The organism is Pseudomonas sp. No.117 (assembly GCF_054558395.1).
In genome coordinates this window covers 94,954-118,053 of sequence record NZ_BAAJNP010000004.1, presented here as the reverse complement: position 1 = coordinate 118,053, position 23,100 = coordinate 94,954, and the positions used below count along the sequence as shown (strand labels likewise).

Genomic DNA, 23,100 nt, shown 5'->3' with positions numbered 1-23,100 from the left:
CTGTTAAATGTCCTGTACCGGTAATGACCGACCAGGTCGGGAAAGGGGACAGGCTTTTTTCAGGCGGTGGTGGCGCGCGGCACCAGGGTGACCCAGAAGCGGGTCCGCCAGTGCACGTCCAGCGGCAGGGTGGCAGCCAGCAGTGCCAGGACGCGGTCGGTGTCGGCGAGCTGGAAACTGCCGGTGACGCGCAGGTTCGCCACCGCCGGATCCCAACGCAGCAGGCCAAGCCGGTAGCGGCTGAATTCATGCAGGAAGTCACCCAGGGGCTGGTCCTGGGCGATCAGCACGCCCTGGCGCCAACTCAGCTGGGTTGCCGCGAAGGGCCCGATGGCGCCTGCGCCGTGGCCATCCAGGCGTAGCTGCTGGCCACCGTGCAGTTCCAGAGCGTCTCCCGCCAGTGGGTGGATACCCACGGTGCCGCTGACCACGCGGACGTCGCAGCCTTGGTCATGCTGATGCACGCAGACCTCCGCCTCACGCACTCTCAGGTCACCGAAATCGGTCGCCAGGGTCAGGAGGGCGCTGCCGGGCACCTGTAGCGAGACCTCGCCCCGGATCAGCCGTAGGTACCGATGTGCCTCGTCCAGATCCACGGCGGTCGCGGTATTGAGTTGCAGCAGGCTGCCATCGGCCAGGTTCAGGCTGCGCCGCTCGCCGGTCCCGGTGGTGAGATCGGCGTTCCAGGCCGCCAGGGGTAGTTCCCGTGTAAGCCACCAGCCGGTCGGCACCACCACGGCCAGGCCGAGCAATTGCCGCAAGGCGGTGCGCCGTCCACGATCGGCCGGTTGCAGGCTGGCCATCGCCAGGCGCGCGGGGACGGCGGCGAAGCGCTGCTGCAATTGCAGCGCCGCCTGCCAGGCGCGCTCGTGCTCGGGATCGGCCGCGCGCCAGGTCTGCAACTGACGCTGCTCAGGCTCCCCCGCCTCGCCCGATTCGAGCAGGGCCAACCAGCCGGCCGCTTCGCGGATGGCCGTGCGGCGGCGGTCCTGGGCCTCACTCAGCACAGCTCGGCCAGCAGGCAGTGCTCGTAGGCCTGCGCCATGTACCTCTTGATGGTGCGCTCGGAGACCTGCAGGCGCTCGGCGATCTCGCGATAGGTCAGGCCTTCGAGCTGGCTGAGCAGGAAGGCGCGACGCACGGCCGGTGGCAAGCCGTCGAGCAACTCGTCGAGGGCCTGCAGGGTCTCCAGCAGCACCCAGCGCTGCTCGGGCGATGGCGCGCAGGCTTCGGGCAGGTGAGCCAGGGCCTCGAGATAGGCCTGCTCCAGGCTGCGCTTGCGCTGGAGGTTGATCAGCAGGCGCTTGCCGATGGTCAGCAGATAGGCGCGGGGCTCTTGTAGCTCGCCCAGCACCTGGGGATTGCGCAGCAACCGCAGGAAGGCGTCCTGGCTGAGATCGGCCGCGTCCCACTCGCTGCCCAACCGGCGACGTAGCCAGGCCTGTAGCCAACCGCTGTGGTCACGGTAGAGGGTCTGGAGGGTACGCGAGGACTCGAGAGCCATATCACTCATGCCGGTAGCCACCTGGTCGATGATGCCTGAATGATATTGATTCTACTTTACGCGAAGCCCAGGCTACCAGCTCGAACGCTCTACGCCGTGCCCTGGCTCGCGGTAGCGCCAGCCCCGCGCAACTCTGGCTCCGCCGCCAGCGGCGAGAGATCGACGCTGCGGCAATAATCCATGAACAACCGTGTCGCCTTGGTCGGTTCGTTGTTGCGCAGGTAGGCCATGATGAAGGTCGAGGCCGGCATGTCGTCGTGGATGTTGACCTGGGCCAGGCGCTTGCCGTCGTAGGTGATGTCGGTGGTCGGCCGGGTGACCAGCACGGAAAAGCCCAGGCCCTGCCCCACCATGCAGCGCACCATCTCGATGGAGGGTGAGCTGTAGGCCACCGTCGGGTGGTAGCCCTTCTCCTTGAAGATATCGATGAAGTAGTTACGGCTGGGCACCACATCCAGCAGGATCATGGGTTCGCGGCTGAGCTCCTTGAGCGTCACCGCCTTCTTGCGCGCCAGGGGATGGGCGATGGGCAGCAAGGCATAGGGCTTGTGCGGGGCGTTGAGCTTTTCCTTGGTGATGGAATCGCCCAGCTCCAGGTCGTAGAGGAACACCAGATCGAAGCGACCACGGTGCACCCCGTGCATCAACTCATGCTGTTCGCCGTCGTGCAACTGGATGGTGATTTCCGGGTAGAGCCGCTTGAAGCCGGCGACCAGCTTGGGCAGGTAGAGTGGCGCCGCGGATTCGAAACAACCCACGGCCACGGTACCCGAGACCATTTCGCTTTCCGCGCGGGCGTTCTGCTCCAGCTCATAGGAAAGCCGCAGCAATTCCTTGGCCTTTTCATAGAGCCGGCGGCCACTCGCGGTCAAGGAAACGCCCTGGGCGTGATGGCGAACGAACAACTTCTGCTCGAAACTTTCTTCGAGATTCTTGATGGCGACGGATATCGACGGCTGGGATATATGCAGCTGTCGCGCCGCCTCGACGATGCTGTCTTCCTCTACTACCGCCACGAAGTAACGAAGTTGCCTGAGCGTAAAATGCGTCACGGATCGCCTATAGAAAAAAACTGTTCAACCATGGCTTCTGCATAGTCCATTTCAGAAAAGCGAAAGCTATGCCAAGCCTGCTGGACATCCCATCTGGACGGGATAAGTCGCTGAATCCGGTGCCCTTTCCGTTCCTTCCTGAGCTTGGGCGCTGGTGCAAAGCGCACCAAAAGCCTGCGTTTCCGCCAGTAATGGCGGCAAATTGCCCTGTCTTGGGGCGCCTTCGGAAGTCCAGTGATAGCTCGAACTTTCTGTATAGGATCGCCCTATACAGAGGCCCGTAATTTGTTAATTGACGATAAGTCGGGCGATTGCCAATTCTGTAATCAGAGCGACAGGCGTGCTTCTTCGATCACGCACTCTTCAATGAATGGCAATGGGTCCTGCAGCGATGACTTTCGACTGGAACTACATGTTCAGCCTGATCGGCGACACTCAATTCTGGCTGGCAACCTGGACGGTCATCAAACTCAGTACCCTCACCTGGATCATCAGCATCGCGCTCGGCTTCTTCATCGCCCTGGCGAAGCAGTCGCGCTATCCGGCGCTCAGCCTCCCCGCTCGCGGCTACATCTGGTTCTTTCGCAGCGTGCCGCTGCTGGTCCTGCTGATCTTCATCTACAACCTGCCGCAGGCGGTACCGGCCACCTCCGTGGTGCTGGCGGACCCCTTCTGGGCCGGCTTGATCGGCCTAGTCATCAGCGAGACGGCCTATGTCGCCGAGATCCACCGCGGCGGCCTGCTGTCGATCCCCAAGGGCCAGGGTGAGGCCGCGCGGGCGCTAGGCCTGCGCTTTCTCGGCACCCAGTGGCGCATTGTCATCCCCCAGGCGCTGCGGGTAGCACTGCCGTCGCTGGCCAACGAATACATCTCCATCGTCAAGCTCAGCTCCCTGGTCTCGGTGATCTCCCTGACCGAGATCCTGATGGTCGGCCAGCGCCTCTATTCGCAGAATTTCCTGGTCATGGAGACCATGGTGGCGGTGGCCTTCTACTACGTGCTGATCGTCACCCTGTTCGACTTCCTGCTCAAACGCCTGGAGCGCTTCCTCGACGTCACCCAGCGCAAGGTGGTGCGTACGCCCGACGCCCAGGTGCTGGCCCTGGCCACCCAGGCCTCGACGGCCACCGCTCGCCCACAGTGGGACGCCGCCATCCCGGCCCTGCAGGCGGCCCGCCTGCACAAGGCCTACAACGACGTCGAGGTGCTGGGCTCGGTCAACCTGCAGATCCAGCCGGGCGAAGTGGTCTCGGTGATCGGTCCGTCGGGCTCGGGCAAGACCACCCTGATCCGCCTGCTCAATGGCCTGGAGCAACTGGACAACGGCGAGATCCGCATCAACGGCCAGCCGTTCATCCACCTGCACAAGGACGGCGCCCAGAAGTCGCGCTTCGTCGAGCACAGCGAGCATCGCCTGGACATCGGCATGGTGTTCCAGAGCTTCAACCTCTTCCCCCACCTCACGGTGCTGGACAACCTGCTGCTCGCTCCGCGCTATCACCGACTGGACCGCCCCGAGGCGCTCAAGCAGCAGGCCTATGCCCTGCTGCACAAGGTGGGGATGCTCGACCACGCCTGGAAGTATCCGCACCAGCTCTCCGGCGGCCAGCAGCAACGCGTCGCCATCGCCCGGGCGCTGATGATGCGGCCGCAGATCATGCTCTTCGACGAGCCCACCTCGGCGCTGGACCCGGAGAAGGTCAACGAGGTGCTGCAGGTGATCGAGGCCCTGGCCCAGGAGGGCATCACCATGGTGATCGTTACCCACGAGATGAACTTCGCCTTCAAGGTCTCGGACCGCATCGTGTTCATGGAAAAGGGCCGCGTGGTCTGCGACGACGCGCCCCAGGTACTGCGTAACGGCCAGCATCCGCGCGTCGAGGCCTTCCTCAAGGACGTGTCCCTGGCTTGACCCCACCCTTGGTTTTCGGAGAACGAAAGATGATCGAGCAAGCGCAACTGGAGAGTTTCCACAGAGACGGCTACCTGGTGGTCGAGAACCTGCTGTCGGCCGACGAGATCGCCGCGCTGCAGGCGGATTTCGATCTCTGGGTGGCAGACAGCCGTAGCCACGCCGAAGCCTGGGGCGAGACCCAGGATGGCCGCGCCCGCTTCGACGTGGAGCTGGACCACAGGCCCGACCACCCCTCCCTGCGCCGGGTCAGCTCGCCCACCGAGATCTCCGCGGCCTACCGCCAGGTCGCCCTTTCTTCGCGGATGGCCCAGGTGGCCGCCCAGTTGATCGGTGGCAACGGCACCCGCTTCCATCACAGCAAGATCAACTCGAAGCTGCCGCACACCGCCACCCAGGTGAAGTGGCACCAGGATTTCCTGTTCACCCCGCACAGCAACGATGACGTGGTCACCGCGCTGCTGATGGTCAGCGAGGTGACCCCGGAGAATGGCCCGCTCACGGTCATCCCCGGCAGCCACAAGGGCCCGCTGTGGTCGCACTGGCAGAACGGCCGCTTCAGCGGCGCCGTCGATGACGAGGTGGTCGCCGAGCACTGCGGCCAGCCCACCGCCTGCTTCGGCCCGGCCGGCTCGGTGTGCTTCATGCACACCCGCCTGCTGCATGCCTCCAGCCCCAACCAGACCGAATTGCCGCGCACCCTGTTCATCAGCGTCTACGCCGCCGAGGACGCCCTGCCCTTCGGCGAGAACCCGCTGCCCAGCGAGCACGCCGGGGTGCTGGTGGCCGGCCAGGAAAGCGGCCTGGTGCGCAGCGTGGCCAACAGCGTGCGCCTGCCGCAGAAGCCGCGCGGCGCCTCCTTCTTCGTCCAACAGGCCGGGCTCGACCAGGCCGCCAGCTGAGTTTCCCACCCTCAAGGAGCATCGCCATGCACAGCTTCAGCAGCGTCTCGATCCGGACCTTCACCACCACCGTGCTGGGCGCAACCATCGCCCTGGCCTCGGCGACCGCGGGCGCCTTCCAGCAGCCGGGCAAGCTCATCGCCGGCTCGGACCTGACCTTCTTCCCCTACGAATACGTGCAGGACAACAAGCCGGCAGGCTTCGACATCGAGTTCGTCGACGGGCTGGCGAAGATCATGGGTCGCTCCGTGGAAACCCTCGACACCCGCTTCCCCAACCTCATCACCGGCCTGCAGGGCGGCCGCTTCGACATCACCAATTCGTCGATGTACATCACCGCGGACCGCCTCAAGGTGATCGACATGATCCCCTATCTCAAGAGCGGCGAGGCGATCATCGCGCTCAAGGGCAGCGACTACCAGCCCAAGAAGCCGGAAGACTTCTGCGGCCACAAGATCGGCTCCATGGGCGCCACCTCCTGGCTGCAGCAGTTGCACAAGCTGTCGGACGAGTACTGCGTGAAGAACGGTCTCAAGCCGATCGCCGTGAGCGAATACGGCACCGACCCCCAGACCACCCAGGCGCTGCTGTCCAAGGCGGTGGAGGCGCAGATCACCGACGCCGCCGTGGCCCGGGGGCTGGTGGAGAAGCTCGGCAACCGCGTGGTGATCTCCTCCGACACCCTGATCTACCCGGTGCTCAATGGCTTCGGTGTGAAGAAGGGCAACGACGAGGTGAAGACCGCCCTGGTCGAGGCGCTCAAGCAGTACAGCGCCACCCCCGAGTACGCCGCCCTGCTGAAGAAGTACAACTTCCAGGCGCCCACCGAGGCGGACATCGCCGCCCTGATGCCCAAGCCCTAAGTTCTCACCGGTCGTCCCCGCGGCCGGGGACGACCCCTTCGGAGTCACGACCATGGCACTTTCTCACGAAGAACGGCTGCGCATCGATCTGGCGGCGACCTTTCGGGTCATCGCCCACCTGGGCATGCACGAGGCGGTCGCCAACCACTTCAGCGCGGCGGTCTCCACCGACGGCAAGCGCTTCCTGATCAACCCCAAGTGGAAGCACTTCTCGCGCATCCGCGCCAGCGACCTGCTGCTGCTCGATGCGGACGATCCGCGCGGCGCCGAGCGGCCCGACGTGGATGCCACGGCCTGGTCGATCCATGGGCAGATCCATCGCCGCCTACCCGAAGCGCGGGTGGTGCTGCACCTGCACCCGGTGCACACCACGGCGGTGGCCTGCCTGGCCAAGCCGCAGGTGCCGCCCATCGATCAGAACACCGCGCGCTACTTCAACCGTATCGCGGTGGACGAGCTCTACGGCGGCATGGCCGACACCGAGGCCGAGGGCGCGCGCCTGGCCGGGCTGCTCGACGGCAAGCAGCGCCTGCTGATGGGCAACCACGGCGTCATGGTCATCGCCCCCACCATCGGCCAGGCCTTCGATGACATCTGGACGCTGGAGCGCGCCTGCCAGATCTTGGTCACCGCCTGGTCCACCGGCCAGCCGCTCAAGGTGCTGTCCGACGAGGTCGCTGAGAAGACCTCGCGGGCCTGGGAAGGCATCACCGATTTCTCCGAGCAGCACTTCGCCGAGATGAAAGAACTGATGATCCAGGCGGACCCCTCCGTGCTGGATTGATCACCGCGGGGCCCCGCGCTCCGCCCTCCTACTGCTTAGATGACGGCCGCACCCTGCGGAGCGGCCGAAGGGTACCGTCATGACTGCATTACCGACCGCTATCGACACCCTGGTGATAGGCGCCGGCCAAGCCGGGGTCGCCATGAGCGAGCACCTGGGCCGCCTGGGCATCGAACACCTGGTGCTGGAGAAAAACCGCATCGCCGAAGCCTGGCGCACCGGCCGCTGGGACTCCCTGGTGGCCAACGGCCCAGCCTGGCACGATCGCTTCCCCGGCCTGGAATTCCAGACGCCGCCTGACGGCTTCCCCGGCAAGGACGAGATCGCCGCCTATTTCGAGGCCTATGCGCGGCAGATCGACGCCCCCATCCGTACCGGTGTCGCGGTCACCCGAGTGACCCGTCACGAGGGTCGCAGCGGCTTCCTGGTCGAGACCTCGGCGGGTAGCCTCAGCGCGCAGCGGGTGGTGGTGGCCACCGGTCCCTTCCAGAAACCCGTCATCCCGGCCATCGCACCCAAGGACGAGGGGCTCTACCAGATCCATTCCGCCCAATACTTCAATCCCCAGCAACTGCCCGACGGCGCGGTCCTGGTGGTCGGCGCCGGCTCCTCGGGGGTGCAGATCGCCGAGGAACTGCTGCGCGCCGGCAAGCGCGTCTATCTGTCCGTGGGCCCGCATGACCGGCCGCCACGGGCCTATCGCGGACGCGACTTCTGCTGGTGGCTGGGCGTGCTCGGCCTGTGGGACACCGAGACCATGCAGCCGGGGCGCGAGCACGTGACCATCGCCGTCAGCGGCGCCCGTGGCGGCCATACCGTGGACTTCCGCCGCCTGGCCCAGGCCGGCATGACCCTGGTGGGCCTTACCGATACCTTCGTCGACGGCACCGTACGCTTCCGCGCGGACCTCAAGCAGAACCTCGATGCCGGTGATGCCAACTACCTGGCCCTGCTCGACGCCGCCGACGCCTATGCCGAACGCCACGGCCTGGACCTGCCCGAAGAACCCGCAGCCCGCGAGCGGGTGGCCGATGCCGCCTGCATCAGGGAACCCCTGCCGGAGCTGGACCTGCAGGCCGCCGGCGTGACCTCGGTGATCTGGGCGACCGGCTACGCCACCGACTTCAGCTGGCTGCAGGTGGATACCTTCGGCGACAACGGCAAGCCCAGGCACCAGCGCGGTGTCGGCGCCGAGCCGGGCATCTATTTCGTCGGCCTGCCCTGGCTCAGTCGCCGCGGCTCGGCCTTCATCTGGGGGTGCTGGCACGACGCGCGTCATGTGGCCGACCAGATTGCCATCCAGCGGCGTTACCAGGACTACCGACCCAGTGGCGAGACAACCGCCCAACCCCTGCAATCGCGCAGCGCCTGACACCCAAGCCTACAGGGCGCGTAGGTTGGGTTGAGCGCCAGCGAAGCCCAACGTCGATCCGAAGGCCGGCAATGTTGGGCTTCGACGATAAAGCCGTCTCAACCCAACCTACTTCAAAAAAAGGAGAATCCCCATGGCCACCCCGACCCATACCCGAATCCGCATGTTCAACACCAAGGACACCTACCCCAACCAGACCCTGGACAACGACCTCTGCCAGGCCGTGCGCGCCGGCAACACCGTCTATGTGCGCGGCCAGGTGGGTACCGACTTCGAAGGCAACCTGGTCGGGCTGGGCGATCCCCGGGCCCAGGCCGAGCAGGCGATGAAGAACGTCAAGCAGCTGCTGGAAGAAGCCGGCAGCGACCTCAGCCACATCGTCAAGACCACCACCTACCTGATCGACCCGCGCTACCGCGAGCCGGTGTACCAGGAGGTCGGCAAATGGCTCAAGGGCGTCTTCCCCATCTCCACCGGGCTGGTGGTCTCGGCCCTGGGCCAGCCCCAGTGGCTGATGGAGATCGACGTCATCGCCGTGATTCCCGACTGAGGCCCGCCCATGACCTTTTCCATCACCGCCCGCTGCGCCGAGACCGGCCAGTTCGGCATCGCCATCAGTTCCTCCAGCATTGCCGTGGGTGCCCGTTGCCCCTGGCTGCGGCCGGGGATCGGCGCCGTCAGCTCGCAGAACATCACCCTGCCCGCCCTGGGGCCGCTCACCCTGGACGGATTGGCCCTGGGCCTGGCACCCAGCGAGGCCCTGGCCCAGAGCCTGGCCGGCGATGCCTACGCCGACTATCGCCAGGTGACGGTGATCGACGGCCAGGGGCGCAGTGCCCACCATAGCGGCGCCCAGACCCTGGGCGTGCATCACGCCCGCAGCGGGCGGGACTGCGTGGCCGCCGGCAACATGCTGGCGAGTCCGGCGGTGGTGGATGCCCTGGTGGCAAGCTTCGAAGGCACCCGGGGCGTCCTCGCCGAGCGGCTGGTGCAGGCCATGCAGGCGGCGCTGGCGTCCGGCGGCGAAGCCGGTCCCGTGCATTCGGCGGCACTGCTGGTGGTAGGCGACCCGAGTTGGCCCATCGTCAATCTGCGCGTCGACTGGGCCGAGACGGACCCCATCGGCCGGTTGGCCGACCTCTGGCGCGCCTACCAGCCGCAGCTGCAGGACTATCTCGACCGCGCGGTCCGCCCGGATCTCGCCCCGGGCTATGGCGTGCCGGGTGACGACCGATGAGCGCCAGCCGTGACCTCCTGGCCAAGCTGGTGGCCTTCGACACCACCAGCCGCGAATCGAACCTGGCCCTGATCGACTTCGTCGCCCGCTACCTGGATGGCTTCGGCGTGCCCTATGAGCTGATCCACAATGCCGCAGGCACCAAGGCCAATCTGTTCGCCACCCTGGGGCCGGCCGACGTGCCGGGCATCGTGCTCTCCGGGCATACCGACGTGGTGCCGGTGGACGGCCAGGCCTGGACCCGACCCGCCTTCGAACTCAGCGAAGAAGAGGGCAGGCTCTATGGCCGCGGCACCGCCGACATGAAGGGCTACCTGGCCTGCCTGCTGGCCCTGGTCCCCGAAGCCGTCCGCGCGCCGCTGCGCCGCCCGCTGCACCTGGCGCTGTCCTACGACGAGGAAGTGGGTTGCCTGGGGGTGCGCAGCCTGCTCGACCAGTTGGCGCAGCGCCCGATCAAGCCACTGCTGTGCATCATCGGCGAACCCACCGAACTCAAGCCCGTGCTCGGCCACAAGGGCAAGGTAGCCATGCGCTGCCAGGTGCACGGCGCCGCCTGTCATTCGGCCTATGCGCCCCAGGGCGTCAACGCCATCGAATACGCCGCGCGCCTGGTCGTCGAACTCGGCCGCCTGGGCGAGGCGCTCAAGGCACCCGAACGGCAAGACGCCCGCTTCGACCCGCCCTTCTCCACGGTGCAGACCGGATTGATCGGCGGCGGCCAGGCACTGAACATCGTGCCGCAGGACTGCGCCTTCGATTTCGAGATCCGCGCCCTGCCCGCCGAGGATCCCTACCAGCTGATCCGCCAGGTGCAGGCCTACGCTAAGAACGGGCTGCTGCCGGCCATGATGGCCACCAGTGCAGAGAGCTCGGTGAGTTTCGCCGAGCTCTCCAGCTACCCCGGCCTGGATACCGCTGCCGAAAGCGCGGCGGCTGAATGGATCGCACTCTTCTGCGGCTCGCGGGACTTCGGTACCGTGGCCTTCGGCACCGAGGGCGGCCTCTTCGCCGCCGCGGGTATCCCCACGGTGGTGTGCGGGCCGGGCAGCATGGCCCAGGGGCACAAGCCGGACGAGTTCATCACCCAGGCGCAACTGGATGGCTGCGACACGATGCTGGGGCAGGTATTGGCCTTCGCCCGCGGCTAGGCCGATCATTCCGCTGCGCGGAATAATGAACTGACCAGAACACCCATTCCCTCTGAATCCATTCACTCCCAAGCTGGTAGCACGAATCGGGACCACCCTCGGCCCGATGCCAGTCAGGAGTTGGATCATGAAGCTCTATCACCTTCCGTTGTCCGGTCATGCCCACCGCGCCGTGCTGTTCACCTCCCTGCTGGGCCTGGCGCCGAAACTCATCGAGGTCGACCTCGCGGCCGGCGAGCATCGCACGCCGGAATTCCTCGCCCTCAACCCCTTCGGCCAGGTGCCGGTGCTGGAGGACGACGGTGTGGTCGTCGCCGATTCCAACGCCATCCTCGTCTACCTGGCGAAGAAACTGGGCCGCACCGACTGGCTGCCAGAGGATCCGGCCGGTGCCGCCGCGGTGCAGCGCTGGCTATCGGTGGCGGCCGGTGAACTGGCCTACGGCCCGGCGGCGGCGCGGCTGATCACGGTATTCGGTGCCCGCCTCGATGCCGAGGAAGTCATCGCCCGCGCCCATGTCCTGTTGCAGCGCCTGGAGGCCCACCTAGCCACGCGGGACTGGCTGGCCGCCGGGCATCCCACCCTCGCCGACGTCGCCCTCTACAGTTACCTCGCCGGCGCCCCGGAAGGCAATGTGGACCTGGCGCCCTACACCGCCGTGCGCGCCTTCCTGCGCCGGGTGGAAGCCTTGCCGGGCTTCGTCGCCTTCCCCCAGACCGCCGCCGGCCTCAGGGCCTGAGCGCACGCGTCCCGATTGGAGGTCATGGTCATGCACGAGCCCCTGCCCACCTGGCACGCCGGCGAAACCCTCATCCAGGAACGGCTGGGCGTCCGCGAACGCATGGCGGCCCTGGGCCCGCGCGTGATCCGGCCCTTCATGCCCGACCAGCACCGGGACTTCTTCCGGCAACTGCCCTTCCTGGTGCTGGGCAGTGTCGCTGCCGAAGGCGAGGTCTGGGCGACCCTCCTGGAAGGCCGTCCGGGCTTTCTCAGCTCACCCACCCCCACTCTCCTGGACATCGCCGCCCAGCTGGCCACGGAGGATCCGGCGGCTGCCGGGCTCGCCGAAGGGGCGGCGGTCGGCCTGCTCGGTATCGAACTGCACACGCGCCGGCGCAACCGGTTGAACGGCACCCTCAGCCACACGCCGCAGGGGCTTCGCGTGGTCGTCGACCAGAGCTTCGGCAACTGCCCGCGCTACATCCAGCTGCGCGACCCCGCCTTCGCCCGGGAGCCGGGCACCGCCCCCCTGGCCGTCGCGGAGCGCCTCACCCGCCTGGACGCCACCGCGCGCGCCCTCATCACCGGCGCCGATGCCTTCTTCGTCGCCTCCTACGCGGAGCAGGAAGGCCAGCGGCGGGTCGACGTATCCCACCGCGGCGGCAAGCCAGGCTTCGTCCGGGTGGACGCCGAGGGCGTGCTGACGATTCCCGACTTCAACGGCAACCTGTTCTTCAACACCCTGGGCAACCTCGTCACCAACGGCAAGGCCGGGCTGCTGTTCGTGGATTACGAGAGGGGTGACCTGCTGCACCTGAGCGGCACGGCCGAGGTCCTGTTCGACTCGCCCGAGATCGCCGCCTTCGAAGGCGCGGAGCGCCTCTGGATCTTTCGCCCGCACCTGGTCGTCCGCCGTCGCGCTGCCCTGGCCCTGCGCTGGACAACGCGGGCCCACGGCGAGTCGGACAGCAGCCAGCTGACCGGCAGCTGGCCACAGGCCGAGCAGCGCCTGCAGGCCAAGGCCTACGCCCAGCGCTGGCGCCCGCTGCGCATTGCCCGGATCGTCCAGGAAAGCACGACGATCCGCTCCTTCCACCTCGAACCCGTGGACGGTGCCGGTCTGCTGCCCTTCCAGGCGGGTCAGTTCCTCACGCTGCGGGTGAGCCCTGACGTCGACCAGGCGCCGCTGGTGAGGAGCTACAGCCTGTCGAACGCGCCAGCGGACGATGGCTACCGGATCAGCGTCAAGCGCGAAGGCGCGGTCTCTCGCCTGTTGCACGATCAGTTGCGCGTCGGCGATCTGCTCGAGACCCGGGCACCGGCCGGCGACTTCACCCTGGCTACGGCTGAAACGCGCTCCCTGGTACTGCTCGCCGCGGGTATCGGTATCACCCCGCTGCTGGCCATGTTGCGCCAGGCCCTCCATGAAGGACGGCGGACCCAACGTGCGCGCCCGATCACGCTGTTCTACGCCGCGCGCAACCGCGCCGAGCGCGCCTTCGCCAGGGAGCTTGCCGAGCTGGCCGCCACGGCCCCTGACTCGGTACGGGTGATCAGGGTGCTGGGCGATACCGCGGACGCCCGCCCCGAGGTGGACTATGACGTGGCCGGCCGCATCGACCTGGACTTGCTGGGTCGCTACCTACCCTTCGGGGACCATGACTTCTACCTGTGCGGCCCCTCGGCCTTCACCCAGGGGCTCTACGACGGCCTGCGTGGCTACGGCATCGAGGACGCCCGGATCCACGCCGAGGCCTTCGGTCCGGCTGGCCTGGTGCGCACCCGCGCAGCGGCCGCGGTCGCGCAATGCCACCCAGCGGCCACGACGGCCGTCGCGGTGCGCTTCGCCGTCGCGCGCCAGGAGGCGCAGTGGACCCCTGCCGCTGGCAGCCTGCTGGAGCTGGCCGAGGCCCAGCGCCTTTCCCCCGCCTTCAGCTGCCGCGAGGGTCACTGTGGCAGCTGTCGCACGCGGGTGCTCGCCGGCGCGGTCACCTATGCTCATGAGCCCGCCGCCGCGGTGGCCGCCAATGAAGCCTTGCTCTGCTGCGCGCGACCTGCTGAGGGTACCGTGCGCCTCGAACTCGATCTCTAGGCTGGCCAGCGCCCGCGGGTCGACTACCATGGAGGCCTTGCCGGAGCACTCCGGCCCCGTGAGGAAGACCCGACAGATGGATCGTTGGCAGGCGATGCGCGTGTTCGTGAAGGTCGCCGAGACCGAGAGTTTCGCCCGCACCGCCCGCGAGCTGCACCTGAGCGCACCGGCGGTGACGCGGATGATCGCCGGCCTGGAGGAACTGATCGGCGCCCGGCTGCTGGTGCGCACCACCCGCTCGGTGAAGCCCACCGAAGCCGGCGCCCGCTATCTGCAGGACTGCCGGCGCATCCTCGGTGAGATCGCCGAGGCCGAATTGGCCGCGGCCGGTCACCAGGCCCGGCCCTCCGGCACCCTGGCGATCACCGCGCCGGTGCTCTTCGGCCAGCTGCACGTGCTGCCGCTGGTGCTGGAATTCCTGGCGCGCCATCCGCAGATGCGCGTCCGTACCCTGTTCCTCGATCGCCAGGTGAATCTGCTGGACGAAGGCATGGACGTCGCCCTGCGCATCGGCCAGTTGCCGGACTCGGGCTTCACCGCCGTCCAGGTGGGCAGCATGCGCCGGGTAGTCTGCGCCGCGCCGGGGTATCTGCAGGCCCAGGGCACGCCCACGACGCCGGCTGCCTTGCGGGAACATCGCATCCTCGCCTGCCAGAGTGCCTGGGCCTCGGCCGAATGGCGCTTCGCCCGCGGTCAGCGGGTGGTGGTGGATCCGGTGCTGCAGTGCAATACCAACGAGGCCGCCATCACCGCCGCCAAGGCCGGTTGGGGACTGACCCGGGCGCTGCACTATCAGATCGCCCCGGCCCTCGCCGAAGGCGCCCTGCAGCTGGTGCTCGAAGACCATGAGGAGGCCCCGCTCCCGGTCCACCTGGTCTACCCCCAGGGCCGCCAGGCGGCGGCCAAGGTCCGGGCCTTCGTCGAACTGGCGGTGACGGCACTGCGTGGCAATCCGTTGTTCGGCAACGACTGAGCGTCCCGCCCGGTCGCCGCACAAACTGCGGTCTCGTCACGCCGAACGCGTTCGCCAGCCGCTCGGACCAGGCCAATTCAGCATTGGCCACCGCCGGCGCTCCCTAGACTCAGGGCCTGACCTGCCACTGGGAGCGCCACCATGCCGCTGCACCTCGATCTGCGTGATCCTCGCCTGTTCCAACAATCGGCCTATGTCGACGGCCGCTGGATAGGCGCCGACCACGGCGCCACCTTCGCCGTAGACAACCCCGCCACCGGCGAGGTGATCGCCCAGGTCGCGGCGCTGGACGCTGCCGAAACCGCCCGCGCCATCGCCGCGGCGGAAGCGGCCTGGCCGGCCTGGCGCGAGCGTCCCGCAGTCGAACGCGCGGCGCTGCTGGAGCGCTGGCATGCGCTGATGCTGGAACACCAGGACGACCTGGCCCTGCTCATGACCCTGGAGCAGGGCAAGCCGCTCGCCGAGGCTCGCGGCGAGATCGCCTACGGCGCCAGCTTCGTCAAATGGTTCGCCGAAGAAGCCCGGCGCAGCTACGGCGATATCCTGCCCGCCCCCGCCCGCGATCGCCGGGTGCTGGTGCTCAAGCAGCCGGTGGGCGTGGCCGCCGCCATCACCCCGTGGAACTTCCCCAATGCCATGATCACCCGCAAGGCCGCGCCGGCCCTGGCGGCCGGCTGCCCGGTGGTGATCAAGCCCTCGGACCTCACCCCGCTGTCGGCCCTGGCGCTGGCCGAGCTGGCGGATCGGGCCGGTTTTCCGCCCGGGATCTTCAACGTGGTCACCGGGCTGCCCGTCGGTATCGGTGGCGAGCTGACCGGCAACCCGGCGGTGCGCAAGCTGTCCTTCACCGGCTCCACGCGGATCGGCCAGCTGCTGCTGGCGCAATGCGCGGCCACGGTGAAGCGCACCAGCATGGAGCTGGGTGGCAATGCGCCCTTCATCGTCTTCGACGATGCCGACCTGGACCTGGCCATCGCCGGGGTGTTGCAAAGCAAGTTTCGCAACGCCGGCCAGACCTGCGTCTGCGCCAACCGCATCCTGGTCCAGGACGGTATCCACGACCGCTTCGCCGAGCGCCTGGCCGCCGAGGTCGCCAAGTTCAAGGTGGGCAATGGCCTGGAGGCCGGGGTGACCCTCGGTCCGCTGATCAATCGCCCGGCGGTGGACAAGGTGGCGCGCCATGTCGACGACGCCCTGACCCAGGGCGCCAAGGCGCTGTTCGGCGGCCTGCCCAGCGGACATGACCAGTTCGTCGCCCCCACGGTGCTCACCGGTGCCACGGCGGACATGCTGCTGGCCCGCGAGGAAACCTTCGGCCCGGTGGCGCCACTGTTCCGCTTCCGTGACGAAGCCGAGGCCCTGGCGCTGGCCAATGCCACGCCCTACGGCCTGGGCGCCTATTACTACACCCAGGACCTGCGTCGCGCCTGGCGGGTGGGTGAGCGCCTGGAATTCGGCATGGTGGCGCTCAATACCGGCACCCTGTCGATGGAGGTCGCGCCCTTCGGCGGCGTGAAGCAGTCCGGGCTGGGTCGCGAGGGTTCGCACCTGGGGCTGGACGAGTACCTGGAGGTCAAGGCCTGGCACCTGGGCGGGCTGGACTGAAATCCACGGCGGGCAGGCAGCTGAAAATGCCGCCACCCCTGCGCAAAACAGTCGATCGCGATGCCGGGGCCGGCAACTTCAGCGTTACCGGCCCCGGCATTTGCTTAGGCTGAAACCCTCGCCCCCTGCCTGGAGATAGCTGCATGAATTCCGCTGCCAAAGCCACCGACCGCCTGCTGGGTTATCGCGAACAGAGCGTCCCGCGCGGCATCATCACCGCCCATCCCGTCGTGGTGGCTCGCGCCCAGGGCAGCGAAGTCTGGGACGTGGACGGACGCCGCTACCTCGATTTCGTCGGCGGCATCGGCGTGCTCAACGTCGGGCACAACCACCCCCGTGTGGTGGAAGCCGTGCGCCGGCAGGTCGGGGAAATCTCCCATGCCAGTTTCCAGGTGATGGCCTACGAGCCCTACCTGGAACTGGCCAACCGCCTCAATACCCTGATCGGCAACGGCGAGGCCTACAAGACGCTGCTGCTCACCTCGGGCGCCGAGGCGGTGGAAAACGCCATCAAGATCGCCCGCGCCCATACCAAGCGGCCGGGGGTGATCGCCTTCCGCGGCGGCTTCCACGGCCGCACCCTGCTGGGCGTGACCTTGACCGGCTTCGCCCAGCCCTACAAGCAGAACTTCGGTCCCTTCCCTGGCGACATCCATCACGCGCCCTACCCCGACCCTTTCCGGGGCGTCGATACGCAGCAGGCGCTGGCCGGGCTGCGCGAAGTCTTCGCCACCCAGATCGCCCCCGACCAGGTCGCCGCCATCCTGATCGAGCCGGTGCAGGGCGACGGCGGCTTTCGCCCGGCGCCCGTGGAGTTCCTCCAGGCGCTGCGCACCCTCTGCGACCAGCACGACATCGTGCTGATCGCCGACGAGATCCAGACCGGTTTCGGCCGTACCGGCAGTCTCTTCGCCTTCCAGCAGACCGGCGTCCAGCCGGATCTGGTGACGGTGGCCAAGAGCCTGGCCGGTGGCCTGCCGCTCTCCGGCGTGGTCGGCCGCGCGGCCATCATGGACGCGCCGCTGCCCGGCGGCCTCGGCGGCACCTATGGGGGCAACGCCCTGGCCTGCGCGGCGGCCCTGGCGGTGCTGGACATCTTCGCGGAAGAGGAGCTGGTCGCCCGCGGCGTGGCCCTCGGCGAGCAACTACGCAGCGGGCTGCTCGCACTCCAGCAGCGCCATCCACGCATCGGCGAGGTGCGCGGTCGCGGCTTCATGCTGGCGGTCGAGCTGGTCGGTGCGGATGGTCACAGCCCCGACGCCGCCCTGGCCCAGCAGGTCATCGACGGCGCCCGCCAGGCCGGGCTGCTGGTGATCAAGTGCGGCGTCGAGCGCAACGTCATTCGCTTCCTGGCGCCCCTGGTCACCAGCGAAGCCCAGCTGGCCGAAGCCTTGCAGATGTTCGGCCAGGCTCTCGCCCAGGCCGGTGCCTGAGGTCGAACGTAACGCCGCCAGGCCAGGCCGTGGCGGCGCCGAGGGGAATCCGACCATGAGAATAACGCGTTACCAGGCCATAGGCTTTTCCTGCTACGGCACCCTCGTCGACCGCGAAGGGGGCATCCTCGAGGCCCTGCGCCCTCTTGTGGCGCAGGCCGGGCTCAGTACCCATCCTGATTGGCTGCTCGGCAGCTACCACCGGCTGGCCCGCGAACTGCGCGAAGCCGTGCCGGCCGCCAGCCAGAGCGGTCTGCACCTGCGCATCCACCAGCGCCTGGCGCAGGAGTTGCAGCAGGAGGAGGACCTGGAGGCCAGCGTGGCGTTTGGAAACGCCACGGCGAGCTGGCCGGTGTTCGAGGATGCGCCCGGGGCGCTGCAGTACCTGAGCAAGTTCTATCGATTGGTGTTGCTCGCCTCGCCCGATGACGGCGAGGCGGCAGCGGTCACGGCGCGGTTGCCAGACGTCTTCGCCGCCGTGGTACCCAACCGGGGCGGTGATCTGCGCGCGGCGCTCGATACCACCCTCGATACGCTCGGCCTGGCGCGCGAGGATCTGCTGCCGGTACGCGGCAGCGAACCGGACGACCCCTGGAACCCCCTGGTGGATTTTCCCCTGTGTACCTTGCGCCGTGATCGCTCGCGGCCCTGGAACCTTTCGCGGCAGGCCCTGGATGGCACGCGGTGCGAGTACGCGAGTCTCGCCGATCTGGTGCATGCGCATCAGACCGCCCTGCGTGCCTAGCCTGCCGTTCACGACTGCGAGGAACGACGATGGACGCCGCAACGAAACTGGACCGCATCGATATCAATATCCTGGTGCAACTGCAGAAGGACGGCCGGATGACCAACGTCAGCCTCGCCGAAGCCGTGGGCCTCTCCCCCAGCCCCTGCCTGCAGCGGGTGAAGCGGCTGGAGGCGGCCGGCTACATCAGCGGCTACGAGGCTCACGTCAACCTCGCCAAGATCGCCAACTCGGTGACGGTGTTCACCGAGGTCACCCTCTCCGACCACAAGCGCGCCGACTTCGTGAAGTTCGAATCCTTCATCCGCGGGGTCGACGAGATCCTCGAGTGCCACCTGATCAGTGGCGGCTACGACTACCTGCTGCGCTTCATGTGCAGCAGCATCGGTCACTACCAGGAGCTGATGGAATCCATCCTCGACCGCAACGTCGGCATCGAGAAGTACTTCAGCTACATCGTCATCAAGTCGCCGGTGGTGAAGAACGCCCTGCCGCTGCGCAGCCTGATCAAGGCGGGCTGAGCCAGCGCCGCCTATCCTCGGGCTGGCGCAGCGGCCAGTCCCGTCAGCGCAGGATGCAATAGAGCTTGCGTACCGTCTCTTGGCTGTCCCAGGCCATCGGGGCTTCCGCTGGCACCAGTACCGCCTCGCCCGCCCTGACATGACAGGGCGCCTCCCCCTCGACCGTCAGGCTCACCGCGCCGGCATAGAGCAGCATCAGCTCGCAATGGGGATTGCTCACGGCCTTGCGCGTGTACGCCGTGCATTCCCACATTCCGATCCGCAGGGCGCCGCCACCACTTTCGAACAGGTCGCAACCGGTGGCGCTGGGCTCGGGGCTCAGCAGCACGCTGGCCGCTGGCGGCGGCGAGGGTTCGCGCGGGGCCTCGGGATCCAGCAGCAGCGGCGCCGAGGGCATGGGGCCTGCGCTGGCACGGCCGGGAAAGGCCATGAACAGGCGGCGCAATTCGCCGCCGTGACGCCAGCGGCAACTCAGGCCGCGCGGTAGCACGAAGGCATCGCCGGCCTTGAGCTGCAAGGCACCGCCGGCCCATTCGAGCTGCAACTCCCCGGCCTCGATGACGCTCACTTCCACCCAGGGATAGTCGTCCAGCTGGCAATCGGCGAAATGGCTGACGGCACTGCCCATGACATAGCCCAGTCGCCCATCGTGGAGGTGCAGGTCGCGCCCCGCCGGTAGCGGGTCGTCGTGCAGGGCATGCAGCGCCCAAGGGAGACGGCGGTCACTGGGCGGCTGGCAATAATGCAGCAGGGGCATGGCGAATCCTCGCGATCAGAGACGCGGCAGGCCTGCCGCGGACAGGGCCAGTATCGACCGCCGAGGCACCTGGGTTGTGGCGTTTCGGGCGGCAGGCAGCACAGAAGCTGCCGTTTTTCGAAGGTGCGGCGCAGTTTCCACCGCACCACCGATGATGGCGGCAGCAGCTGGAATTTCAGGACAAACTATCGCCCCGGTGCGCCATGCTTGAGCTTTGCCGGAGACTTCCTCATGACGCTGCTGTACAAGGCCGATCCCGTGCGGGGCCAGGCGTGGCGAAGCCTGTTCCAGGAACGCGCACCCGACATCGAATTTCGCCAATGGCCGGACGTGGGCGACCCCGCAGACATCCGCTACCTGGCCTGCTGGCAACCGCCGGAAGACCTGGCCACGGCCTTCCCGAATCTGGAGGTGCTGTTCGCCACCTCCGCCGGGATCGACCAATTCGACTTGAGGCGGCTGCCCCCGGCGCTACCCATGGTGCGGATGCTCGATCCCGGCATCGTCGCCGGCATGGTGGAATATGCAACGCTCATGGTCCTGGCACTGCACCGCCAGTTGCCGCTCTACCTCGACCAGCAAGGTGCGGGGCGCTGGCTGGAGCATGCGCTGGTGCCGGCGGCGAACAGACGCGTCGGGGTGCTCGGCCTCGGCCAGACCGGCCAGGCGGTGCTGGAGCGGCTCGCCACCTTCGGCTTCCAGCTCTCGGGCTGGTCACGCTCGCCCCGTGAGCTACCCGGTGTACGTTGCCATGCCGGCGCCGAGCAACTGCCGGCGTTCCTGGCCGACTGCGAGATCCTCATCTGCCTGCTGCCCCTGACCCAGGAAACCACAGGTATCCTCGATGCCCGGCTATTCGCCGCCCTGCCCCAGGGCGCCAGCCTGATCAACCTGGGTCGCGGCGCCCACCTGGTGGAGGCGGATCTGCTGGCGGCGCTGGACAGCGGCCAGCTGAGTCAGGCGGTGCTGGACGTGGTGGAGCCAGAGCCTGCGGCTGCCAACCACCCCTTCTGGCAACATCCGCGAATCTGGCTGACGCCCCACGTGGGTGCCATGACGGTAGCGGAAACGGCCTTCACGGTGCTGCTGGAGAACATCCGTCGCCATCAGCGCGGTGAACCGATGCGGGGGTTGGTGGATCGGCAGCGGGGTTACTAGGCAGCGGCCGGGGTGGCTTAACCCAAAGCCACCCGCAGCCGCCCCAGCAAGGCATCACAGGCGTCGAGCTGGCTGACGTCGACATACTCGTCCGGCTTGTGCGCCTGGTCGATGCTGCCGGGACCGCAGACCACCACGGGGGTGTCCAGCCGACTGGCGAAGAGCCCGCCTTCGGTGCCGAAGGCCACCTTGAGTTGCGCGGTGCCGGGCTCGACCAGGGTCTGCAGGAAACGCACCGCCTCGACGCTGGGATGGGTATCCAGGCCGGGATAGGCATTGACGGTCTCGATCTCGATGGCCGCCTTGGGGGACAGCTGGCGCGCTTCGCGGACCAGGCCATCCGCCGTCTCCTGCAGCGCGGCCACCAGGGCAGCGGGATCGTCGGCCGGCAGGTGGCGGATCTCGAAATCCAGGGTGCACTGATTGGGTACGATGTTCAGCGCCTTGCCGCCGTCGATGCGGCCGACATGCAGGGTGGTGTAGGGAATGTCGTAGGCGGCATCGCGCGCGCCCTCTTCCACCAGGCACCGCTGGCTGGCGCGCAGCGCGCCGACCAGGTCGCTGGCCAGGTGGATGGCATTCACATGCAGCGGTGCTTGCGACGAGTGCCCCTCCTGGCCATGGCAATGGGCGCGCAGTGCCGCCTTGCCCTTGTGGCCGAGGGCGACCTGTAATTCCGTGGGTTCGCCGACGATGCAGAGGAAGGGGCGCACCGGCGCCAATTCCAGCACGTCCAGCAGCCGCCGGACCCCGACACAGCCAATCTCCTCGTCGTGGGACAGCGCCAGTTGCAGCGGGCGCTTCAAAGGTTCACCACGAGCGGCGGCCAGCAGGGCCACCACCGCGCAGGCGACGAAGCCCTTCATGTCGCAGGCGCCGCGACCATAGATCCGGCCGTCCTTCAGGGTGCCCGCGAAGGGAGGCAGGGTCCAGGCCTGGCCCTCCACGGGTACCACGTCGGTATGGCCGGAGAGCAGCACGCCGGGAACGTCGGCTGGGCCGACGCTGGCGAAGAGATTGGCCTTGCGCCCGCTTTCATCGAGAACCAGGCGACAGGCGATGCCGGCCGCTTCCAGCAGGCCTTGCACGTGATGGATCAGCGCCAGGTTGGAGTCGGCGGAGACCGTGGGGAAGCCGATCAGGGTACGCAGTAGTTCCTGACTGTTCATCCGGCGAGACTCTCGCTGCGGGCTTGGGCGAAACGGGCCACGTCGAAGGCCGGCAGGGGCGTGTCGGTACGGCCGGTGGCGATCAGTTCGGCCATGGTGTCGCCCACTCCTGGGCCGAGCTGGAAACCGGCGCCGCAGAAACCGAAGGCGTAGTAGAGGCCGTCCACCTGGCTGCTCGGGCCCATGATCGGCAGGTCGTCGGCGATATAGCCCTCCACTCCGCTCCAGGTGCGGATCACATTGACCCGGCCCAGGGCCGGCGCCAGGCGGCGCAACTGGGTGAGCTGGTTGAGCAGGCCATGGGGTTCGGCGCGGGCCAGGCGGGTGTCCAGGTCCGGACGGGTGCGGAAGCAGCCGCCGAAGATGACGTTGCCGCGCGGGATCTGGCGGAAGTAGATGGTCTCGCTCACCAGCGGCGAAGAGACACCTACCGCTTCCTTGAAGGCATAGGGCAAGGGTTCGGTGACGCCCATCTGGGGGCCATGGGTCTCGATGGGTACCGGCTCGCCAAACTGGCTGGACAACCGACTGCCCCAGGCCCCGGCGGTGATCAGCAGCCGCGGTGCCTGGAAGCGGCGGCCATCGGCGGCCTGCACCAGGAAATCGGTGCCTGGCTTGGACACCTGGGTGATCTCCACCCCCTCCTGCAGATCGACACCCTCGCGCACCCCGGCGCGGGCGAAGGCCGGGGCGGCGAGGCGCGGATTGGCGTGGCCATCGTGGGGCGCATAGGAGCCGGCCACTACCTCCGGGCCCAGGTAGGGAAACTTCTCGTGCAGGGCCGCGCCTTCGAGCACCTGCAGCTCCAGGGCAGCGGTTTCCGGCGCCCGGGCGTAGTCGTGCAGCATGGCGATGCGGCTGGGGTCGTAGACCACCCGCAGATGGCCGCCCGGAATGAACTCCAGGTCATCGCCGATCAATTCCGGCAAGCGACCCCAGATGCCACGGGAGCGATTGGACAGGGCCACCTGAGTCAGGTAGCGCCCCTGCCGGCGCACGTTGCCGAAGTTGGTGCCGCTGGCGAAGCGCCCGACCTGGTCGCGCTCCAGCAGGAGCACCGACAGCCCCCGGCGGCGCAGGAAGAAGGCACTGGCGCTGCCCATGATGCCGGCGCCGATGACGATGACATCCGCGCGATTGGCGGCGATCTGAC

Annotated in this window: 22 protein-coding genes; 16 read left to right on the top strand and 6 right to left on the bottom strand. The window is 67.8% G+C overall.

Going from position 1 to position 23,100, the window contains the following annotated elements; translation table 11 throughout:
• Window positions 1-59 precede the first annotated feature (59 nt).
• From ACYJP6_RS10410 to ACYJP6_RS10400, 3 genes are all read right to left on the bottom strand, one after another.
• Entirely contained in the window at window positions 60-1,007 is a 948-nt protein-coding gene (locus tag ACYJP6_RS10410; protein ID WP_459474910.1) for a FecR domain-containing protein, read from the bottom strand.
• Window positions 1,001-1,513, bottom strand: coding sequence for a sigma-70 family RNA polymerase sigma factor (locus ACYJP6_RS10405; RefSeq protein WP_459474909.1), 513 nt, complete (start codon window positions 1,511-1,513; stop codon window positions 1,001-1,003). The genes ACYJP6_RS10410 and ACYJP6_RS10405 overlap by 7 nt, the downstream gene beginning before the upstream one ends.
• 80 nt (window positions 1,514-1,593) lie before the next feature.
• Window positions 1,594-2,556 carry a LysR family transcriptional regulator gene (locus ACYJP6_RS10400; protein ID WP_459474908.1) on the bottom strand — a complete coding sequence of 321 codons (963 nt, stop codon included), beginning with the start codon at window positions 2,554-2,556 and terminating at the stop codon, window positions 1,594-1,596.
• A 391-nt stretch (window positions 2,557-2,947) separates the two neighbouring features.
• Between ACYJP6_RS10400 and ACYJP6_RS10395 the strand changes: the two genes are divergently transcribed.
• From ACYJP6_RS10395 to ACYJP6_RS10325, 15 genes are all read left to right on the top strand, one after another.
• The gene (locus tag ACYJP6_RS10395; RefSeq protein WP_459474907.1) at window positions 2,948-4,468 is read left to right on the top strand and encodes an amino acid ABC transporter permease/ATP-binding protein; all 1,521 of its coding nucleotides are present in this window, start codon (window positions 2,948-2,950) and stop codon (window positions 4,466-4,468) included.
• Window positions 4,469-4,497: 29 nt separating this feature from the next.
• Window positions 4,498-5,370 carry a phytanoyl-CoA dioxygenase family protein gene (locus tag ACYJP6_RS10390; RefSeq protein WP_459474906.1) on the top strand — a complete coding sequence of 291 codons (873 nt, stop codon included), beginning with the start codon at window positions 4,498-4,500 and terminating at the stop codon, window positions 5,368-5,370.
• Between the two features lie 26 nt (window positions 5,371-5,396).
• Window positions 5,397-6,233 (top strand): ABC transporter substrate-binding protein, encoded by an 837-nt coding sequence (locus ACYJP6_RS10385; RefSeq protein WP_459474905.1) that lies wholly within the window; start codon window positions 5,397-5,399, stop codon window positions 6,231-6,233.
• 52 nt (window positions 6,234-6,285) lie between these two features.
• Entirely contained in the window at window positions 6,286-7,017 is a 732-nt protein-coding gene (locus ACYJP6_RS10380; RefSeq protein ID WP_459474904.1) for a class II aldolase and adducin N-terminal domain-containing protein, read from the top strand.
• A gap of 79 nt (window positions 7,018-7,096) precedes the next feature.
• A complete protein-coding gene (locus ACYJP6_RS10375) occupies window positions 7,097-8,389 on the top strand; it encodes a flavin-containing monooxygenase (protein ID WP_459474903.1) in 1,293 nt (430 codons plus the stop codon).
• 133 nt (window positions 8,390-8,522) lie between these two features.
• Window positions 8,523-8,939 (top strand): RidA family protein, encoded by a 417-nt coding sequence (locus ACYJP6_RS10370; protein WP_058763000.1) that lies wholly within the window; start codon window positions 8,523-8,525, stop codon window positions 8,937-8,939.
• Between the two features lie 9 nt (window positions 8,940-8,948).
• Window positions 8,949-9,626, top strand: coding sequence for a DUF1028 domain-containing protein (locus ACYJP6_RS10365; RefSeq protein ID WP_459474902.1), 678 nt, complete (start codon window positions 8,949-8,951; stop codon window positions 9,624-9,626).
• On the top strand, window positions 9,623-10,774 hold the full coding sequence (gene argE / locus ACYJP6_RS10360; protein WP_459474901.1) for an acetylornithine deacetylase: 1,152 nt from the start codon (window positions 9,623-9,625) through the stop codon (window positions 10,772-10,774). Before ACYJP6_RS10365 ends, argE (ACYJP6_RS10360) begins: the two co-directional genes overlap by 4 nt.
• Before the next feature lie 127 nt (window positions 10,775-10,901).
• Window positions 10,902-11,513 (top strand): glutathione S-transferase family protein, encoded by a 612-nt coding sequence (locus tag ACYJP6_RS10355; protein ID WP_459474900.1) that lies wholly within the window; start codon window positions 10,902-10,904, stop codon window positions 11,511-11,513.
• Between the two features lie 30 nt (window positions 11,514-11,543).
• Window positions 11,544-13,586 (top strand): 2Fe-2S iron-sulfur cluster-binding protein, encoded by a 2,043-nt coding sequence (locus ACYJP6_RS10350; protein ID WP_459474899.1) that lies wholly within the window; start codon window positions 11,544-11,546, stop codon window positions 13,584-13,586.
• 76 nt (window positions 13,587-13,662) lie between these two features.
• On the top strand, window positions 13,663-14,559 hold the full coding sequence (locus ACYJP6_RS10345) for a LysR family transcriptional regulator (protein WP_459474898.1): 897 nt from the start codon (window positions 13,663-13,665) through the stop codon (window positions 14,557-14,559).
• Between the two features lie 141 nt (window positions 14,560-14,700).
• Complete coding sequence (locus tag ACYJP6_RS10340) at window positions 14,701-16,164, top strand: NAD-dependent succinate-semialdehyde dehydrogenase (RefSeq protein ID WP_459474897.1); 1,464 nt, start codon at window positions 14,701-14,703, stop codon at window positions 16,162-16,164.
• A gap of 143 nt (window positions 16,165-16,307) precedes the next feature.
• Window positions 16,308-17,597 (top strand): 4-aminobutyrate--2-oxoglutarate transaminase, encoded by a 1,290-nt coding sequence (gene gabT, locus ACYJP6_RS10335; RefSeq protein WP_459474896.1) that lies wholly within the window; start codon window positions 16,308-16,310, stop codon window positions 17,595-17,597.
• 55 nt (window positions 17,598-17,652) lie between these two features.
• Window positions 17,653-18,342, top strand: coding sequence for an HAD family hydrolase (locus ACYJP6_RS10330; protein ID WP_459474895.1), 690 nt, complete (start codon window positions 17,653-17,655; stop codon window positions 18,340-18,342).
• Window positions 18,343-18,371: 29 nt separating this feature from the next.
• The gene (locus tag ACYJP6_RS10325; protein WP_007161776.1) at window positions 18,372-18,863 is read left to right on the top strand and encodes an Lrp/AsnC family transcriptional regulator; all 492 of its coding nucleotides are present in this window, start codon (window positions 18,372-18,374) and stop codon (window positions 18,861-18,863) included.
• 43 nt (window positions 18,864-18,906) lie between these two features.
• Here the strand turns inward: ACYJP6_RS10325 and ACYJP6_RS10320 are convergent, their stop codons facing one another.
• Window positions 18,907-19,620 carry a cupin domain-containing protein gene (locus tag ACYJP6_RS10320; RefSeq protein WP_459474894.1) on the bottom strand — a complete coding sequence of 238 codons (714 nt, stop codon included), beginning with the start codon at window positions 19,618-19,620 and terminating at the stop codon, window positions 18,907-18,909.
• 231 nt (window positions 19,621-19,851) lie between these two features.
• Between ACYJP6_RS10320 and ACYJP6_RS10315 the strand changes: the two genes are divergently transcribed.
• Window positions 19,852-20,778, top strand: coding sequence for a 2-hydroxyacid dehydrogenase (locus tag ACYJP6_RS10315; protein ID WP_459474893.1), 927 nt, complete (start codon window positions 19,852-19,854; stop codon window positions 20,776-20,778).
• Between the two features lie 17 nt (window positions 20,779-20,795).
• Here the strand turns inward: ACYJP6_RS10315 and argE (ACYJP6_RS10310) are convergent, their stop codons facing one another.
• A complete protein-coding gene (argE, locus tag ACYJP6_RS10310) occupies window positions 20,796-21,947 on the bottom strand; it encodes an acetylornithine deacetylase (RefSeq protein WP_459474892.1) in 1,152 nt (383 codons plus the stop codon).
• Entirely contained in the window at window positions 21,944-23,095 is a 1,152-nt protein-coding gene (locus ACYJP6_RS10305; RefSeq protein ID WP_459475354.1) for an NAD(P)/FAD-dependent oxidoreductase, read from the bottom strand. The genes argE (ACYJP6_RS10310) and ACYJP6_RS10305 overlap by 4 nt, the downstream gene beginning before the upstream one ends.
• Window positions 23,096-23,100 lie beyond the last annotated feature (5 nt).

Excerpts from the sequence above, each read along its gene's own strand:
- ACYJP6_RS10390 (WP_459474906.1), top strand. The coding sequence starts at position 4,498 with ATGATCGAGCAAGCGCAACTGGAGAGTTTCCACAGAGACGGCTACCTG.
- ACYJP6_RS10345 (WP_459474898.1), top strand. The coding sequence starts at position 13,663 with ATGGATCGTTGGCAGGCGATGCGCGTGTTCGTGAAGGTCGCCGAGACC.
- ACYJP6_RS10365 (WP_459474902.1), top strand. The coding sequence starts at position 8,949 with ATGACCTTTTCCATCACCGCCCGCTGCGCCGAGACCGGCCAGTTCGGC.
- ACYJP6_RS10340 (WP_459474897.1), top strand. The coding sequence starts at position 14,701 with ATGCCGCTGCACCTCGATCTGCGTGATCCTCGCCTGTTCCAACAATCG.
- ACYJP6_RS10405 (WP_459474909.1), bottom strand. The coding sequence starts at position 1,513 with ATGAGTGATATGGCTCTCGAGTCCTCGCGTACCCTCCAGACCCTCTAC.
- ACYJP6_RS10370 (WP_058763000.1), top strand. The coding sequence starts at position 8,523 with ATGGCCACCCCGACCCATACCCGAATCCGCATGTTCAACACCAAGGAC.
- ACYJP6_RS10355 (WP_459474900.1), top strand. The coding sequence starts at position 10,902 with ATGAAGCTCTATCACCTTCCGTTGTCCGGTCATGCCCACCGCGCCGTG.
- ACYJP6_RS10385 (WP_459474905.1), top strand. The coding sequence starts at position 5,397 with ATGCACAGCTTCAGCAGCGTCTCGATCCGGACCTTCACCACCACCGTG.
- ACYJP6_RS10330 (WP_459474895.1), top strand. The coding sequence starts at position 17,653 with ATGAGAATAACGCGTTACCAGGCCATAGGCTTTTCCTGCTACGGCACC.
- ACYJP6_RS10375 (WP_459474903.1), top strand. The coding sequence starts at position 7,097 with ATGACTGCATTACCGACCGCTATCGACACCCTGGTGATAGGCGCCGGC.
- argE (WP_459474892.1), bottom strand. The coding sequence starts at position 21,947 with ATGAACAGTCAGGAACTACTGCGTACCCTGATCGGCTTCCCCACGGTC.
- ACYJP6_RS10315 (WP_459474893.1), top strand. The coding sequence starts at position 19,852 with ATGACGCTGCTGTACAAGGCCGATCCCGTGCGGGGCCAGGCGTGGCGA.
- ACYJP6_RS10380 (WP_459474904.1), top strand. The coding sequence starts at position 6,286 with ATGGCACTTTCTCACGAAGAACGGCTGCGCATCGATCTGGCGGCGACC.
- ACYJP6_RS10395 (WP_459474907.1), top strand. The coding sequence starts at position 2,948 with ATGACTTTCGACTGGAACTACATGTTCAGCCTGATCGGCGACACTCAA.
- ACYJP6_RS10325 (WP_007161776.1), top strand. The coding sequence starts at position 18,372 with ATGGACGCCGCAACGAAACTGGACCGCATCGATATCAATATCCTGGTG.
- ACYJP6_RS10320 (WP_459474894.1), bottom strand. The coding sequence starts at position 19,620 with ATGCCCCTGCTGCATTATTGCCAGCCGCCCAGTGACCGCCGTCTCCCT.
- ACYJP6_RS10350 (WP_459474899.1), top strand. The coding sequence starts at position 11,544 with ATGCACGAGCCCCTGCCCACCTGGCACGCCGGCGAAACCCTCATCCAG.
- argE (WP_459474901.1), top strand. The coding sequence starts at position 9,623 with ATGAGCGCCAGCCGTGACCTCCTGGCCAAGCTGGTGGCCTTCGACACC.
- gabT (WP_459474896.1), top strand. The coding sequence starts at position 16,308 with ATGAATTCCGCTGCCAAAGCCACCGACCGCCTGCTGGGTTATCGCGAA.